Here is a 16,994-nt window from a genome sequence, read left to right as displayed (position 1 = left end):
TCAGGGCCACATTAGGATTCAAATCTATGAAGACGGCTTATGCCACAATTAAAGGTATTGAAGTCATGCGTGCACTACGTAAAGGACAAGCATCGTCATTTTATTATGGTCAGCCTCAAGGTGAAGTAACAGGGTTTTCGGTCTCTAAGCACTTTTAAAAAGGAACTTCATCGACTCAAATCTCTATTTGCAACAGTGCCCTCTGTTCTCAGGCCTTTCATGAACTTACTTAATATAAAATCTCTTATGCGAAGTCATAGAATGGAAGTTAATCCCCCATTCTTTAATTCAATTTTCTCTGAATAACAACTCGATTTCGTCCCATTGAGGTAATGTATGCTTTTTAGGTACGACTTCGAACTGTAAGTCGACACAACTCAGTACTTTTTCAAACAAGTCAAAAGAGCCTGTGAAGTGACCATTTTCAATCTCAGAAATTGTTGTTTTATTGACTCCAGATTTCTCTGATACATTCTTTTGTGTATAACCTAGATTTTTCCTAGCCAATTTTATTTTTTCTCCGATTTCGTTTCTAGTAGCCATAATTTCTGATTTTTCCCTATATTTAATGTTAGCTATATAGCGAAATAGAGTATAAATTATACAAAGTTCGCCATATAGCTAACATCAGATTTTACCTTTATCCATTTTCTGAATCTGATTTAAATGAAGTTCAAGATACTTTAATTCTAATTGCTGAGCACTAAAAATAGATTATTGCTGAAAAAAAATTGGATTACACTTCAAATGGATTAAAAATTATAAAGTTCTATTGAATATACCGAACCTCTAATTAAATTTGAGATTCCATCTCTAAAAATTTAAAGACTCTAGATGAAACAAGAATCTAGAATCTAGAATCTAAATCTTTAGAGAAATCAACTGAACTAAACAAGCAAAATTCCCTTAATAAAGCTTTCTTGCAATATATAAGCAGCTGCTTTAGCGATATCACGCTCAGATGTTGGTTTTTTAGTTGGCATATCAAAAACTCTCATAAGTGATAATTTTAAGCATGTTTTTAACCACTGCATAAAAATAGACCAAAAATTAAGCTTTTTTAGTTTTACAGATTCGAAAATAAATAGTAATAATTCATGAATAGTAGCCGAAGCTACCATTCATGAATCCAAATCATACTATTTTAAAAAACTAATTCGATGCCTGCACCATATTTCCATCCCTTTTCAGACTCTGTTGCCTCTTGCATAGAAGTGGCTTTCTGTCCTTTTTCATATTGGTAAGCAACATCAATGAAAGGTTTAATTCGCTTAGTAATCTCATATCGGGTTTTGATACCAGTTTTTAGTTCTGATAAACCTGATTTTGCAGCATAGTTAGAATCATCGCTAAATATTACATCTGCTTCGATATAAGGTTGAGTAATAAGTTTCTGAGTTAAAAGCAAATCACGTTCTAATTCAAAACTTGCTCCCCAAAAATTATTCTCACCGCCATAAAGATATGCTTGTGTTTCAAAGAAATAAGGAGCTAGACCTAATATACCAATAACCCCATCCACTCGATCGCTGCTGCTGTTATTTTTATCTTCACTATATCTTACCCCAGCTTGTACATCCCAAAATGGGGCTACGTTACGGCTATAAAGTGCTGATACAGCATATTCTGGATCATTACTTTCTGACTTTTCCGAATTGGCTTCAATAAATAGACGATTTTCATCTGTCCCAATCAAAGTTTCAAACTTCGTTCCTAGTGTACCCTTACCATCTTCATCAACTATCCATGCATTTTCAAGTTTTGTTGCTTGATAAATTTGTCCGCCATGTTCTTTAAGATGATCATCATGAGATGGGGCTGATCTCTTTCTTGCGGTCAGAATAATATTATCTCCCCCATTTGCATTTTCCATTGAATAATATTCTGGATACAATTCTTGGGGGCTATATCTTAAGCCACCAGACTCCTGTAATAAGACTCTCATACCATTTGTAATATTACTTTCTTGTTCCGAAGTGCTGCTATTAGCAAAAGTTAAGTTTGATATACTTATTAATGCAATTGATAAGACTGTTTTTGAGAAGAAATTCTTAGTGATTTGCATGTGGATTTACTCCCTTCTCATTTATTGGGGGCTGAGCAACAATATTTTTTGAAACACTATCTTTGTCTACTTGGGCTACAATGAGTTTATTCATCATTCCTGCACTCATATGGTAAAGCAGGTGACAATGAATAGCCCACTCACCTAACTCATCAGCTGTGAGTAGAGTGGTTATCGTTTTCCCAGGTGGAACAATTACCGTATGTTTGTTTGGCATATTGCTTGGATCCTGACCATTCTCAAGCTGCATAAACATGCCATGTAAGTGCATTGGGTGAGCCATCATACTGTCATTGACAAATTTTAAGCGAATACGTTCACCATACTTCACCACTAGTGGGTCGGCTTCATTAAATTTTTTACCATTTATTGTCCAAATATAACGCTCCATGTTTCCACCAAGACGGATCTCTATTTCACGTTCAGCTGCACGAGTGTCTTTTTGAGGATCTAACGATTGCAAATCACTATATTGCAATGCTTTATTACCTTCAGGTGTTGAAGCATTTGCCCATCCAAATACGGTATTATCATTCTTGTCTGAAGCCGCCTTAACAGTAGCGCTATTCATCGGCATATCATGATTCATACCTTTCATAGAAGACATATCGTGATTCATGCCTTTCATAGAAGACATATCATGATTCATATCTTTCATTGAAGACATATCATGATCCATACCTTTCATAGAAGACATATCGTGATTCATGCCTTTCATAGAAGACATATCATGATCCATACCTTTCATAGATGACATGTCATGGCTCATCCCCATATCTTCCATAGTTAATAAAGCACGAGGGCGAGATTTAGGCATCTCAATTTGTTTGACTGCTGGGCTGCTTTCTTCATGTAATGTTCCCACTGAAAAACCGGTACGATCAATAGATTCAGCTTCAATTTGGTAATGTGCTTGTTTTGGTTCCACAATGACATCATAGGTTTCAGCAGTACCAATACGGAACTCATCTACAGGAACCGGCTTTACAGGTTGACCATCAGCACTGACTACAGTCATTTTTAGGTTTGGAATGCGTACATCAAAGAATGACATAGCGGAAGCATTAATAAAACGAAGGCGAACTTTTTCACCAGCTTTGAAGTTACCGGTCCAGTTTTGCTGAGGTGTTTTGCCATTCATTAAAAATGTATAACCAGTCACATCGGACATATCTGTTTTCAGCATTCGCATCTGATTCCACATAGAGCGGTCTTGCCAAGTTGCCTTTAATCCATCACGTTTAACTTGTTTTAATACATCGAATACTGTTTCGCGACGGTTCTGATAGTAATCTGCTTCTTTTTTAAGATTTTTCATAATTTGATCACTTGTTGAATTATGAAAATCAGAAAGCAAAACAACGTAATCTTTATCGGTTTTTTCAGCAGCTGTTAGTGGAGTTTTATCTTTAGGATAAATAACAAAAGCACCATATAAACCGTCTTGTTCTTGTCCTTTACTATGTGAATGATACCAATAAGTACCATTTTGGCGGACTTTAAACTTATATTCATAAGTTGTATTAGGGGCAATGCCATTAAATTTGTTAAATCCAGGTACACCATCCATAATTCCAGGTAATAATAAGCCATGCCAATGGATTGAAGAGTCCTGATTTTTTAACTTATTGTGAACACGGATAACGGCTTCATCACCTTCTTCAAATTCAAGAAGTGGTGCAACGAATTTACCATTTACAGTAATTCTCTCAACTGGTTTTCCTGTGATATTTACAGTTTGTTCAGCGATTGTTAAATCATATTCTTTAACTGCCGCCATTACCCAAGTTGATGAAAATAAACCAACTCCAATTAAGAGTATATGACTTAACTTTTTTGACATTCTATCTCACCTTTAGAAAGGTCAAGATTGAAGTAATAAAGCAAATATTTAGTATAAACTTTAATACTTCTTTCTCGCTATTTATAAAATTATTTATTGCTACCAGGCATATTCATCTTTGAATGATCCATTTTAGAATGGTCCATATTCATCATAGCATGATCCATTTTTGACATGTCAGATGAGTTAGGAGACTGATGTTGACTATGATCTTGCTGAGTCTTGTCATCTTTTTCCATTTTACAAGGTTTTGTACAAGGTTCCTGTGCTTTTACCGTTTTAGTGGCACTTGAGGTTGATACATCTTTTGCCCAAGATTGAGTACCAGCAATTAAAGTTCCAGCACACATTAAAATTGTTAGACTACGACGCACTACAGTTTTCATAAGTTTCTCTAAAAGTTAATTTCTTGCTACTACAATAAAGTGAAGCACTGAACATCTAAGTGACTTGAAAATGACATTTTTGTAATCTATCTCGATCAGATGTTTTATAACGTTATTATAGTTTTAATGAATGACTTAGGATTCGGAAATGAGAATACTATTAGTTGAAGATGAACAAAAAACTGGTGATTATCTCAAGCAAGGTTTATCCGAAGCTGGCTATATTACGGACTGGGTTACAGATGGGTTAACGGGTAAACATCAAGCTCTTTCTGAAGAGTATGACTTAATTATTTTAGACGTGATGTTACCTGGACTAAATGGTTGGAATATTATCAATGATATTCGTAGCAGCGGTAAAACAATGCCCATTCTTTTTCTTACCGCCCGAGATCAAATCGAAGATCGAGTAAAAGGATTAGAGCTAGGCGCTGATGATTATTTAGTTAAGCCTTTTGCTTTTGCAGAGCTTCTAGCTCGAATAAAAACGCTCCTTAGACGAGGGCAACAAAGAGAAGATAATAATATTATTAAGATTGCTGATTTAGAACTTGATTTGAGAAAACGTCGGGTAACACGAGCAGGTCAACGCATTGATCTGACGGCTAAAGAATTTGCGCTTATGGAGCTTTTTATGCGTAGAAGAGGTGAAATTCTACCAAGAGCACTTATTGCATCTCAAATTTGGGATATGAACTTTGATAGTGATACAAATGTAGTTGAAGTCGCTATTAAACGATTAAGAAATAAAGTAGATAGTAATTTTACCCCTAAGTTAATTCAGAATATTCGAGGAATGGGGTATGTATTAGAGGTAGAAGATGAATAATAAATTATTCAAATCTATCAGTTTTCGTATTGGTATTATTTTCTCATTATCGACTATATGCATTCTCATTATGATGGGGTTTTTCATCCATAAATTAGTGATGCATCATTTTGAAACGCAAGATCGTACCCAATTAGAAGGTAAAATCCAGCTTATTCAGAATCTTCTCCAACAGCATCCTAAAAATTCTCCAGAACTTGATCTATATTTGAAAGATGCTTTAGTTGGACACCATGATCTTATGGTCCAAATAGAACGACCGGCAGGTCAGATTTTATTTAGTTCTACACCTTCAATCATTAATACTCAACAGTTAATCAAGTCAGCAAATAACCCTTGGATTAAATGGAAAATTAAGAATAAGACCTATCATGGCATGATCTACAACACGGATATAAACAAAAATACTGAAATACAATCTGTACGCATTATTGTGGGGATCGATACATCTGAACATCTACATTTTTTAAATGATTTTAAGCGTCAACTTTTTTACATTGGTTTAGCCGGTACGATTTGTTTAATGTTTTTAGGCTGGTTTGCAACCTGGAGAGGTTTAAGACCCGTGCAAAAAATGGCTAAGGTCGCACAAGGAATTTCTGCTCAACATCTTTCAGAACGTTTAGAAGTTGAGCATACACCAACAGAACTAAAATCATTAGCAATTGCCTTCAATGCTATGCTGGACAGACTAGAGTCAGCTTTAGAAAAACTTTCCGATTTTTCATCTGATTTAGCACATGAAATTAGAACACCGATTAATAATTTAATGACCCAAACTCAAGTATGTCTCGCCCGTAACCGAGATATTGGTACTTATCAAGAAATACTATTTTCTAATTTAGAAGAATTTGAACGTTTGGCTCGAATGGTGTCCGATATGCTTTTCTTGGCAAAAGCAGAACATGACTTAAATTTACAGAACTTACAGAATATTGACCTCATTAAAGAAGTTACCGCTTTATTTGATTTCTATGACGCTCTAGCTGCCGAAAAAAATATGACACTTCAACAAACAGGATCTGGCAATGTAAAAGGTGATCCTGCTATGTTACGTCGCGCACTCAGCAACCTATTGTCTAATGCAGTTAAATATGGAAACAAGAATTCTACAATACAGATAAAACTTCAACAGAATTTAGATAACACAATATTTTCAATTGAAAATGAAGGCCCTGAACTCTCTCCTGAACAACTATCCAGGTTATTTGATCGTTTTTATCGAACAGATGCGTCTAGACAAAGAACAGAAGAAGGAACCGGCTTAGGGCTTGCCATAACAAAATCTATTCTTGATATGCTTGGGGCGACCATCCAGGCTGAATCCCTCAATGGTCGAATCATTTTTACCATTGTTTTTCAAAGTGAATCCATGCAAGGGGAATCATTTTAACTCATTTTTTGAACATCTTCCATTTACCCGAGTTGACCTTACATAAAGCTCAAACTGAGAGCCAGAGCTACGCCAGCACCTATCATGGCAATTGTGTAGCCAAATATGATAGCTCGGCCAAACTGTGCCCCCCCTGTCATCCATGCAATTGTCGCTTTGCTTAACATGTTGCTCAGTGTGGCCAGCCCTAGCGCGACAGCAGCCACATTTGTTGTTAAGCCTTCAGTACTATGCAGGCGGGCAAGTGAGACTAAAATAGCATCTACGTCTGCTAGCCCAGAAATAGTCGATAATACGAAGATGCCGCTGGTGCCCAACCATTGTTTTGCTGCCGGGACCAAGACTGCCATGACAGCCAGGAAAACAGCGAAGCTGAATGCTGTCCCAAGATCAAAAGGAGCCATTACTTCTATTGTTCGATCGTTGTTTTCAGCGCTGGTAATTTGGCGTTGTCTCCACAATGCCATACCCAGTAGAAGGATTCCCGCAATCATCATTGCACCACCAAAAGTGCTTAGCAATGCTGGCTCAATGACGCCTATCAGCACAACCATACGAAAAAACATGATGCCACAGGCAGCCAATGTTCCAGAAATAGCAGCACTGACCATGACGGGGTGCTGGCGTGTATAGCGTGCCAGTGCGACAGTTGCAGCTGTAGAAGATGCCAAACCACCCAATAGACCTGTCCAGAATATGCCTCTTTCTGAACCGGTAAGCCGCATGGCAAAATGACCTGCCAGAGAGAGTCCGGCAATCAGGATCACTGCCCACCATAACTGGTAAGGATTTAATGCAGCAAAAGGTCCCAGACCCGTATTGGGTAAGTAGGGTAATATAACGACAGAAAGTACCAGCAACTGCAGGGATGCGGTTAATTCACGATGCTCTATCAAGCGTAGCCAACCGTGTAAGGTTGGCTTGAGATCCAAAAATACAGCGACGATTACAGCCGCGGTTAATGCTAAAGTAACATTACCATGGGATGCATATGCACCTAAAACTAATGTCAACAGCATCGCGATCGTCGTGGTAGCGCTTAGATTACCGGAAAGTTTTGCAGTACGCGCGTAGGACACTGTTAATAATAAGGAAAGCCCTAATACGGCCGCAACTAGCGGCCAAGCTCCGAAGTTTGGTTGTAAATGACCGAGCACTCCTCCGAGCAATCCTGTCAATGTGAAGGTACGTAGACCTGCTACTCGGCTGCCTTCTGGCAGTTCTCGATCCTGCCATCCTCGTTCTAAACCAATGAGCAGGCCGATGGCGAGTGCTGCAACCAGCCCTGATACATCTGGTGGAAGAAAGGAACTCTCTATCAGAACTTTTTATTTCGCAGGCGAAGGGCATTGGTGATGACTGAAGCTGAACTCAAACTCATAGCCAAGGCGGCAATCATCGGTGACAACAACCAACCGGTAAATGGATATAGTACGCCAGCCGCGATAGGGATACCCAAAGCATTGTAAAGGAAAGCAAACATGAGGTTCTGTTTCATGTTGCCGACAGTAGCTTCCGAAAGTGAACGGGCAACAGCAATCCCTCGTAAATCTCCCTTGACCAGCGTAACTTGGGCACTATTCATTGCAACATCAGTCCCGGTTCCCATAGCGATACCGACATCAGCTTTAGCCAAGGCTGGTGCATCATTGATGCCATCACCAGCCATAGCCACGATGCGACCTTGCTTCTGCAATTTGCTGACCAGTTCTAGTTTATCTGCGGGTTTGACTTCGCCATGTACCTCATCAATGCCTAGACGTGCTGCGACTGAACGGGCAGTGGTGAGACCATCTCCTGTTGCCATCACGATACGTAGACCCGCTTCCTTCAGGGTGGCAAGTGCTTCTGGGGTACTTTTTTTGATGGGATCGGATACTGCAAGCAGGCCGGCCAATTCACCATTGATGGCTAGATGCATCACACTTGCACCTTCTGAACGCAGCTCTTCGGCTTGCGGAATCAGCGATTGTACCGAGATACCTAATTGCTCCATCAGTGCTGTGTTGCCCAAAGCTAACTGACGATCGCCCACTTGACCTCGAACACCAATCCCTGAGCCTGATTCAAAATTTTCTGGTGTTTCAAGAGGCAGGCCACGTTCGTGTGCTGCGTTTACAATCGCTTCGGCTAGCGGGTGTTCACTGCCTTGATCAAGACTGGCGGCTAAACGTAATACTTCAGATTCATCGAAACCTGATGCGGCAACCACACGATCGAATACAGGGCGTCCTTCGGTCAACGTACCTGTTTTATCGATGATTAGTGTGTCAATCTTGCGCAGATTCTCAATGGCTGCTGCATCGCGGAACAACACACCATGAGTAGCACCTTGACCCGTTGCAACCATGATAGACATTGGAGTTGCCAAGCCTAGTGCACAAGGACAGGCAATAATGAGTACTGCCACAGCATTGATTAATGCATAAACCCAGCTCGACTCTTCTGGGCCGAACAGTCCCCATCCAAAGAAGGTAAGCAAGGCAATGGCTACTACAGCCATGACAAACCAACCTGCAACCTGATCAGCCATGCGTTGCATTGGGGCTCTTGAGCGTTGAGCTTGCGCCACCATCTGTACGATCTGAGACAACATGGTACTTGAACCAATTTTCTCTGAACGCATGATTAGGGAACCATTGGTATTCAGGGTAGCACCAATGACTTTATCACCGATGCGTTTAGTGATCGGTAAAGGTTCACCTGTCAGCATCGATTCATCCACTGAACTACTTCCTTCAGTGATTACACCATCCACAGGCACTTTTTCACCTGGGCGAATTCTGAGTAAATCTCCTACATGGACATGCGTTAGAGGAACATCTTCTTCAGTTCCATCAGGCAGGATTCGGCGAGCTGTTTTAGGAGCGAGCCCAAGGAGTGACTTAATTGCAGCAGAAGTTTGCGAACGTGCTTTTAACTCCAATATTTGTCCCAGTAGGGTCAATGAAATGATGACCGCTGAAGCTTCAAAGTAAACAGCGACACGACCCATGGAAATAAATGAGTCTGGGAAGATTTGCGGTGCAATGGTTGCGACCACACTATAAATAAATGCAGCTCCAGTGCCCAAACCAATCAGCGTCCACATGTTCGGGCTGCGATTCACAACCGATTGCCAACCCCGGGAAAAAAATGGCCAACCTGCCCAAAGTACAATTGGGAGTGACAACACCAGTTCAATCCAGCTCTGAACAGCCATATTGAACAGGTTCATTTGATGACCAAACATCGCCAAAAAAGTCACGATGATGGTCAATGGCAGTGTCCACCAGAAGCGTCGGCGGAAATCACGTAACTCCGGATTCTCATCTTCCTCTAATTCAGGAATGAGTGGCTCCAGTGTCATTCCGCATTTAGGACAGTTTCCAGGATGATCTTGCCTGATTTCTGGATGCATTGGGCATGTATAGATGGTCGTACCTGTTGTGCTTGCCGCATTAACGTGTTGAACAGTCTGATGATGCTGTGTATGTGCATCGGCAGTCGTCGTTGCGGGTTTAGCGATATATTGCACCGGGCTGCTATGAAACTTTGATTGACATTTATCACTGCAAAAAAAGTAAGTTTTCCCCTTAAATTCCTCATGGTATTTCGATTCTTCAGTGACGGTCATACCACAGACTGGGTCTTTCAGTACGTCTGTTGTAGCCTGTGCCATATGGTCCTGGTTATGATTTTTTTGATCTGACATAAATAATTCTCTTATGGAAAAGTGGTTTTATGGCCGAATTTTGGAATAAATCTCGGAGTCTGTTGAGCATAGCTGTCATAGACAGCGCCAAACTGTTTACTCATTTCAGCCTCTTCCTTAATTGCCAAGCGGCTGTACATTAAGAGTAGGATTGGAAACATAATCAGTGTCAGTAAAGTTGGCCATTGCAATAAAAAACCCAGCAAGATCATCACAAAAGCCACGTATTGTGGGTGACGTATACGTGCATAAGGGCCTGTGATCGCTAAAGAATGCTGACGTTGCGCGTTGTACAGCACGTGCCATGACGTTGATAACAGGTAAAATCCATAGCCCAAGAAAACGTAACTGGCGATATGCAAAATGCCAAAATGTGGATCACCTTTTTCACCTAATAGCGTTGACCACAAGTGACCTGCATTATGAGAAAGTAAGTCAAGTTGAGGGAAGCGAGTTTGAAGCCAACCAGATAACAGGTAAATGGTTAAAGGAAAACCATACATTTCGACAAATAGAGCAATGATAAAAGCCGAAAAGGCCCCAAATGTACGCCAATCGCGCGCAGTGGAAGGTCTAAAAAAACTGAAAGCGAACATGATAAAAACTGCTGAGTTAATGATAACCAGCGTCCATAAACCATAAGCCGATTCCGCATGATTCATGAGGGGTCTCCTGGTTCGCTTGATTTTTTATTATCTGATGTGTCTGGATTTTTCTGTTGATGATGGTGATGTCCATGACCACCATGCATAAAAATATGCATGAGTGGGCATGCTAAAAGGAGTAAAAAGGGTAAAACACCAACGACATGGGCCAAATGCTCGGTTAAGAGAAAATAGGCTGCCACACCACCAATCACGAATAGGCCGATGGCATAACGTGTAGACCAAAAGTTAGGTACTGAATTATGTTCTTGAGGTTGATGGTTCATGGTGCTTCCCTCTCTAATTCATGGGTAATTATTTAGTTGTGGAGGGAGGCATACAGTCCATCATCATCTGCATCATGGATTGCATCATGTCCATACGTTTTTCCATCATTTGCTGACGGTCAGCCATATTTGCATGCATGCTTTGGCCGCTCATCTGTTTCATCATGCTCATACCTCCTTGCATGAGTTTCATGTGCTCAGCCATAAGTTTTTGACGTTCTTGAGGGTTTTTTGCAGCCATCATCTTTGCATGCATGGCTTGCATTGCTTTCATGTGCTGGTCCATTGCAGCCATTTTATCTGTAGCAGTGGTGCTGGTAACTGTTTGCTTAATTGTTACTGCAGATGGTGCTGTTTTTTCAGGGTGGTGATCTTTGTGTTCATCGGATTGCTGTGCAAATGTATTCAATGACGCGGCTGCGATACATAAGCCCAAAAAAATGTTTTTGAATTTCATCATAATTTTTTCCTTTAAATAATTTGGAAGTAAAAGCTATGTTTTAGTACTGAACAGAGTCTAGGAATTTGACTACTAAACTGATGAAATTTTTGGTTATTCTCTGTCTCTCTTAAAAATTTTAGCACTATTAATTAATTATTTTTAAAAATGACAAAAATGTAATTTTGAGATCTTCTCGAAATATATAGTCTATGCTGAGATGACAAAAATTTTATTTAATATTAATCTTTTAAAACTATTAAAGTTGTTATGATTTTATGTGCTTAAAAAAATAAAAATGAAATGATTAGATGACTCCAAGGCTAGTTAGAGACACATTCTTAATGTAATTTACACTCTTATTCCTTTAAAGAAAAAATACAGTTGATCAAAATAGTTTTTTATAGAAAAAAGGGTGGATAATTTAATTATTAAACTTATTGGTATATTTATTAGATAGAAGGGGCTTTGTTGCACAAAGATTTCATAACTATATGATTTTAGAAGTTTTGATTATTTTTTGATCCAAAATTAAATTTATTTAAATCAGATGCTTACATATTTATGCAACAAAGCCGATAGAAGGTAAAGAAGATTATTTTTAATATTAGGGTTTATAATCCAAATTTCAGAGTAAGGAATCTACTACTTATATAATAGAGATTCCATCTCCAAAACAGTACTACTGTATGAATGAGTTGTATTCAATGCAGGGAAGAATGTAGATCCTTAATACTAACGGAAAATTATTTTACTGAATTTTCATGTAAAGACTCATTTAATTGATCAATCACTGTCGTCCATTCACCATCAGAGTGTAGTTTTTCTTCTAAAAAATGACGTTGAGCATCAGTCCAAAAAATTGCTTGTGTTAAAAAAACATCTCCAGCTAGCTGATGGCTCTCTATGAATTTTGCAATTGCTTCTTCAGTAGAAGCTAAACCAAGCTGTTCAAATAATTTGGTCATTCTTGGACGTGTTTGAGTCATGTGCTTAGCCCACAAATTTATATTAGATCAAATTAAACATAACATGTTTATATTTAAACTAAAATATAAAAAATTAAATAGCTACTATTTTCTTAGACAAAATGATTACTACATTTCATAAATCAACCACCTGCATAATTTGTTTGTTAAATGATCATTATTTTTCAATAAGATTATTTTAATAGTTAAAGATTTTAAATTTTAAAAATGACAAAAATGTAATTTTGAAGTCATCGCTCTGTTTCTGTCTCTCACTAATAATTGAAATATAAGAGGAGATGATGTGGTCTCATTAAATATAGATTTTATAAAGTCATCTCTAATGAACTAACGAATCAAGAGGAAACGTAAATGAAATTATTTCAAAATAAAATGACTGCTCTACGTAATGTTGTAGTAGCTGCAACAATGATTGTGGCTACTACAACTACGTTCGCTCATGTGAGTTTAGTGAGTGCGATTCCTGCGGAAAATGCATCTATCCTTAGTCAACCAAAGAACTTGACCCTTAACTTTGGTGCAGAGGTTATGTTGATGAATATTAAGTTACTGGATGCTCAGCGAAGAGATGTTCCTTTAAAATATAAAGTTACTCATGACTTAAAGAAATCCTTTGATGTCGCTCTTCCGAAACTGAAAAAAGGTAAATATACCGTTGTCTGGACAACAATGGGGAAAGATGGTCACAACATGAATGGTGAATATAGTTTCACTATCAAATCAACTAAATAAGAATTGATTACCTTTCAACATGTCAGTGAGGTGCTGGCATGTTGTTCTAGAATGGACAAAAATAATGATTTCTGAATATTGGATGTGGGCCACTTGGTTAACTAAGGTTATTTTATATTTAAGTGTAGCTTTTGTCGTTGGTGGAGCCTTTTGCTATTTTTTACTTAGACAATATCTTGAACTAAAAGAATCGATTCTTAAATATATTACAATTGGCGCTGGATTAGGCCTAATTTCCAGTACCTTGGGATTTTTTATTCTGATTGGTAGTTTTGCCAATACTGGTATTACAGGTATGGTGGACCCCACGTATATTAATATATTGGTTAATACTCCGACGGGGTATATATACGTTCTTCGTTCTATTAGTTTTGCTCTTTTACTTCTTCTCATGGTGGTTAAACTTAACAGGAACAAAGGTCATTTTTCTATAATTGAAAGTTCAATATTTTGTGTTTTACTTCTCCCGATTATTTTTAGTTTTTCCCAGCTCGGACATGTCGCTAATTTAACCTTACTTGCTCAAATTTTATTATCAATCCATATTCTAGTTATGTCGTTATGGATGGGGTCTTTATATCCGTTATGGAAAACCAGCCGGGAAATAAGTGGTTTACCTTTAAAAGATCGCATGCATGTATTTGGACGTATTGCTGCTTTCATTGTTGGGATATTAATCGCCTGTGGCGCTAGTGTAGCTCTTCTTTTAATTAAAGATTTTAATACCTTAATCAATACTGCATATGGCTATGGTTTCATGGTTAAAATGTTTTTTGTTATAAGTATTCTACTTTTAGCTGCCTTCAACAAATGGTATTTCACCCCGCATCTTCAACATCCTAAATTTGCTAAACACCTTAGTCATGCCATTTTATTTGAGATGTTATTAGGTCTATCAATTCTATTAACAACAGGCTATATAACCACTGTCGTGGGTATTGAATAAGAGAATTTCAAAATAAGGGAATTGAGGAAATTTAACATTACTGCATTTATCTTTTGTAGCTGAGCAATAAAGTTTCTACTGGACTGTCAACTTACGACAATCAGAACAGTAAAATCGCATCATGAGGCATTATACATAAAGGTAGTCACCGGTTTTTAGCTTATCTTCAACCCATAACGGTCTCATCTATTCAGTTCACTACCATTGATTGAAATAACTAATCTTATAAATTTCAGAGTGATCGTAGATGACAAAAATGTCATTTTAAAGTCACATTAATGTTGGTTAAGTACTTTTACTGTAGTCATTAGAACACTCTTCTTTGGAATACTCTGAAGAAAACTGTAAGGTTGTAAACAGACCAAGTTACAGCGAGTAACTGATTCAGAAAAAGGCTGGTTGTATGGTGAAAGTTTAGAGTTACTGTTCTAATGTTTTAAACAAATGTTTTGTTAAAAAGGAGCAACATATGAAATTTCACATCGCTAATATGACTTGTGGTGGTTGTGCACGCGGCATTACTACCGCAATTAAAGAGCTCGACTCGAATGCCTCACTCGATATTGATTTACAAAACCGTATCGTTGAAATCAACACAACAGTGAGTCAGGATAAAGTCATTGCAACTCTCAGTGAGCGTGGATTTACAGCTGATCCTGCTTAATCTCTGTTAGAGTAACAGTGGGAATTCCTTACCACTTTGGTGGTGTTTCAAAAAGTATGCTAGCGTTAAACAAATCCGTTATTAAGGTAAAAGAAAGTCAAATCAAAGGCTTTAAAATGATTTTCGAGCTTTTTAGAAAAGTTGCAACTTCTCCTAAATCCACGCCTGATTCGATGACGAATTCTACAATTGTTACCTTCAATACCGACGGTAAAAAACTTACCGATCACTTGCTTGCAACATTGAAATGCTGTGATAAAACTATCCCAATATTGTTACTTAGACAGGTAGGACATTTGATTTGTAGCGTTATTTTCATACCTCTATTTTATCAAAAGCCATATTGTTTTTTTCAGCATACTTTTTGAAACACCACCTTTGTTTGTTTTAGAGCGTCGGGGCGCCTCGGCAATTCTGCGTGTTGAAATAGAAAGGAAAATTCATTTTCTGAATGAAGATATCAGGTATGAACTGGTAAAGATACAATCCACGATTCATATTCAATCCCATGACTTTAAAGCGCAAAGCGTGTTGCAGATGCAGCTCTTATTCCGAGGAATTTTACACTGGTATCGCCCGCCGATAGAAACACCAGATCCGGCAGTCAGGACGTAAATAACCATTCCTCCAGTTTAAATAAAAAAACCTGCAGATTCGATGCAGGTTTTTTTTAGAGATAATCAATCGCGTCTTATTTGGCTTTACGCTCTTTTTCAATCAGGTAATTCACCACCTGAATTACTTTGGCATCATTGCCCTGCACAATATATTTACCATTCACGGTCACTGCCGGAACACCACTTAACTGATACTGAGCAGCCAGATTTTTGGCTTGGGCAATTTTCGAAGTGATCGGGAAAGATTTATAAGTGCTGTTAAATTTCGCTTCAGGAATACCATAGCGGGTATAGAACTTGGCCAATTGCGCCTGTTCTAAAATTGGACGCTGCTTATCATGAATATCATGGAATAATTGTAAATGTGCTTTTTGACGCACACCCAGGGCTTCTGAAACATAATAAGCACGTGCAGCCTGTTCCCAAAGCGGGTTCATTGCAGCAGGTGTACGTACAAAACGTACATCTTTTGGTAATTTTTTCAACCAGCCCTGCATATGTGGTTCAAGCGCGAAACAGTGACCACAGCCATACCAGAAGAATTCACGTACCTCAATTTTGCCCGGTTTTTCGACTTTGACTGGTTTTGCGACCACCTGATAGTCCTGACCTGCCACAAAATTGGCCATAGCACTACCTGAAAAGGCCAAAACAGATGCGGCAACAGCTCCTAAAAGGAATTTTTTCATTGGGATTATCGTCCTCTAAATCATTATGCTTAGTGTATGGGTTCACTATAAATCAATTATGCCGGTTCCGTTTTCATGCTGCGAACTTTTGTGCTATCAGAACCGCTACATTAAAGTATGCGACTGATTTTAAGTCAGTTAATATGGCCATTCGACCGCTATGTGTTTTTAGACAATCACAAAAGTTAAACTTTGAGTAATAAAAACGGTTATAATTTCTACGATTAAAAAGTAGTGGTCAAACCTACAGCAAATATTAACTTCTTACTATTCTCTTCAGTAACAGCCGCGTGGCTATGATAATTGCTGGAATTTACAACATAGAACTGAGCAAAAAAATCTTTACTTATAATAATGAGTAAATATATACATCAGAATGACAACAAAATTACAAACTTGTAATTTTGTTAAGGTTTGTTCTCAAAAAAATAAATTAATACTATTTTAAAAAAGATAAATCGTTGCTGAAAAAGCTAGATTGCAATCGAGTTAATTAATTATAAATCAGAAACTTATATTGTATAAAATTAGTAACTCTTTGCTTTCTGCACTTATTATGGCACTGTTGCAAATAGAGATTTGAGTCGATGATGTTCCCTTTAAAAAGTACTTAGAGACCGAAAACCCTGTTGATTAGACACACTTCACCCTGAGGCTGACCATAATAAAATGACGATGCTTGTCCTTTACGTAGTGCACGCATGACTTCAATACCTTTAATTGTGGCATAAGCCGTCTTCATAGATTTGAATCCTAATGTGGCCCTGATGATCCGCT

General features: G+C 38.2%; 17 protein-coding genes and 2 pseudogenes. 5 read left to right on the top strand and 14 right to left on the bottom strand.

Annotated elements, in window-relative coordinates; all coding sequences use genetic code 11:
• Positions 1-288: 288 nt before the first annotated feature.
• From FTV27_RS16300 to FTV27_RS16280, 5 genes are all read right to left on the bottom strand, one after another.
• A complete protein-coding gene (locus FTV27_RS16300) occupies positions 289-543 on the bottom strand; it encodes a helix-turn-helix domain-containing protein (protein WP_180079298.1) in 255 nt (84 codons plus the stop codon).
• Between the two features lie 344 nt (positions 544-887).
• The gene (locus FTV27_RS16295; RefSeq protein WP_180079296.1) at positions 888-1,121 is read right to left on the bottom strand and encodes a hypothetical protein; all 234 of its coding nucleotides are present in this window, start codon (positions 1,119-1,121) and stop codon (positions 888-890) included.
• Between the two features lie 23 nt (positions 1,122-1,144).
• Positions 1,145-2,065, bottom strand: coding sequence for a copper resistance protein B (locus tag FTV27_RS16290; RefSeq protein ID WP_104988042.1), 921 nt, complete (start codon positions 2,063-2,065; stop codon positions 1,145-1,147).
• A complete protein-coding gene (locus tag FTV27_RS16285; RefSeq protein ID WP_180079297.1) occupies positions 2,052-3,908 on the bottom strand; it encodes a copper resistance system multicopper oxidase in 1,857 nt (618 codons plus the stop codon). The genes FTV27_RS16290 and FTV27_RS16285 overlap by 14 nt, the downstream gene beginning before the upstream one ends.
• Positions 3,909-3,997: 89 nt before the next feature.
• Positions 3,998-4,294, bottom strand: a complete 297-nt coding sequence (locus FTV27_RS16280; protein ID WP_045796009.1) for a hypothetical protein — start codon at positions 4,292-4,294, stop codon at positions 3,998-4,000.
• A gap of 148 nt (positions 4,295-4,442) precedes the next feature.
• Here FTV27_RS16280 and FTV27_RS16275 point away from each other — a divergent pair, with 148 nt between their 5' ends.
• On the top strand, positions 4,443-5,123 hold the full coding sequence (locus FTV27_RS16275; protein ID WP_004679347.1) for a heavy metal response regulator transcription factor: 681 nt from the start codon (positions 4,443-4,445) through the stop codon (positions 5,121-5,123).
• On the top strand, positions 5,116-6,516 hold the full coding sequence (locus FTV27_RS16270) for a heavy metal sensor histidine kinase (RefSeq protein WP_045796008.1): 1,401 nt from the start codon (positions 5,116-5,118) through the stop codon (positions 6,514-6,516). The genes FTV27_RS16275 and FTV27_RS16270 overlap by 8 nt, the downstream gene beginning before the upstream one ends.
• A 38-nt stretch (positions 6,517-6,554) precedes the next feature.
• Here FTV27_RS16270 and FTV27_RS16265 read toward each other — a convergent pair whose 3' ends face one another.
• The 6 genes from FTV27_RS16265 to FTV27_RS16240 form a co-directional block, all read right to left on the bottom strand.
• Positions 6,555-7,838, bottom strand: coding sequence for an MgtC/SapB family protein (locus FTV27_RS16265; protein ID WP_045796007.1), 1,284 nt, complete (start codon positions 7,836-7,838; stop codon positions 6,555-6,557).
• Positions 7,835-10,210, bottom strand: a complete 2,376-nt coding sequence (locus tag FTV27_RS16260; RefSeq protein ID WP_138001011.1) for a heavy metal translocating P-type ATPase — start codon at positions 10,208-10,210, stop codon at positions 7,835-7,837. Before FTV27_RS16260 ends, FTV27_RS16265 begins: the two co-directional genes overlap by 4 nt.
• An 11-nt stretch (positions 10,211-10,221) precedes the next feature.
• Positions 10,222-10,872: an isoprenylcysteine carboxylmethyltransferase family protein gene (locus tag FTV27_RS16255; RefSeq protein ID WP_004663997.1), complete on the bottom strand. Its 651-nt coding sequence runs from the start codon at positions 10,870-10,872 to the stop codon at positions 10,222-10,224.
• On the bottom strand, positions 10,869-11,141 hold the full coding sequence (locus FTV27_RS16250) for a DUF2933 domain-containing protein (protein WP_045796005.1): 273 nt from the start codon (positions 11,139-11,141) through the stop codon (positions 10,869-10,871). Before FTV27_RS16250 ends, FTV27_RS16255 begins: the two co-directional genes overlap by 4 nt.
• A 28-nt stretch (positions 11,142-11,169) precedes the next feature.
• Positions 11,170-11,601 (bottom strand): hypothetical protein, encoded by a 432-nt coding sequence (locus FTV27_RS16245; RefSeq protein ID WP_045796004.1) that lies wholly within the window; start codon positions 11,599-11,601, stop codon positions 11,170-11,172.
• Between the two features lie 725 nt (positions 11,602-12,326).
• Positions 12,327-12,569: a DUF2789 family protein gene (locus FTV27_RS16240; RefSeq protein WP_004281876.1), complete on the bottom strand. Its 243-nt coding sequence runs from the start codon at positions 12,567-12,569 to the stop codon at positions 12,327-12,329.
• Between the two features lie 351 nt (positions 12,570-12,920).
• On the opposite strand from FTV27_RS16240, the gene FTV27_RS16235 reads away from it, so the two are divergent.
• From FTV27_RS16235 to FTV27_RS16225, 3 genes are all read left to right on the top strand, one after another.
• On the top strand, positions 12,921-13,301 hold the full coding sequence (locus FTV27_RS16235; protein WP_004681441.1) for a copper resistance protein CopC: 381 nt from the start codon (positions 12,921-12,923) through the stop codon (positions 13,299-13,301).
• 64 nt (positions 13,302-13,365) lie between these two features.
• Entirely contained in the window at positions 13,366-14,247 is an 882-nt protein-coding gene (locus FTV27_RS16230) for a CopD family protein (RefSeq protein WP_045796003.1), read from the top strand.
• A 469-nt stretch (positions 14,248-14,716) separates the two neighbouring features.
• On the top strand, positions 14,717-14,911 hold the full coding sequence (locus tag FTV27_RS16225; RefSeq protein WP_004733233.1) for a heavy-metal-associated domain-containing protein: 195 nt from the start codon (positions 14,717-14,719) through the stop codon (positions 14,909-14,911).
• A gap of 65 nt (positions 14,912-14,976) precedes the next feature.
• On the opposite strand, the pseudogene FTV27_RS16220 reads toward FTV27_RS16225, so the two are convergent.
• The 3 genes and pseudogenes from FTV27_RS16220 to FTV27_RS16210 form a co-directional block, all read right to left on the bottom strand.
• A pseudogene (locus FTV27_RS16220) lies at positions 14,977-15,183 on the bottom strand (IS1 family transposase); the annotation flags it as partial.
• A 419-nt stretch (positions 15,184-15,602) separates the two neighbouring features.
• Positions 15,603-16,217, bottom strand: coding sequence for a thiol:disulfide interchange protein DsbA/DsbL (locus FTV27_RS16215; protein WP_045796002.1), 615 nt, complete (start codon positions 16,215-16,217; stop codon positions 15,603-15,605).
• Positions 16,218-16,827: 610 nt separating this feature from the next.
• A pseudogene (locus tag FTV27_RS16210) lies at positions 16,828-16,994 on the bottom strand (IS6 family transposase); the annotation flags it as partial.

Source organism: Acinetobacter sp. YH12251 (genome assembly GCF_013417465.1).
Taxonomy (GTDB): domain Bacteria; phylum Pseudomonadota; class Gammaproteobacteria; order Pseudomonadales; family Moraxellaceae; genus Acinetobacter; species Acinetobacter amyesii.
The sequence above is the reverse complement of the archived record's forward strand: the minus strand, read 5'-3'. Positions and strand labels throughout refer to the sequence as shown.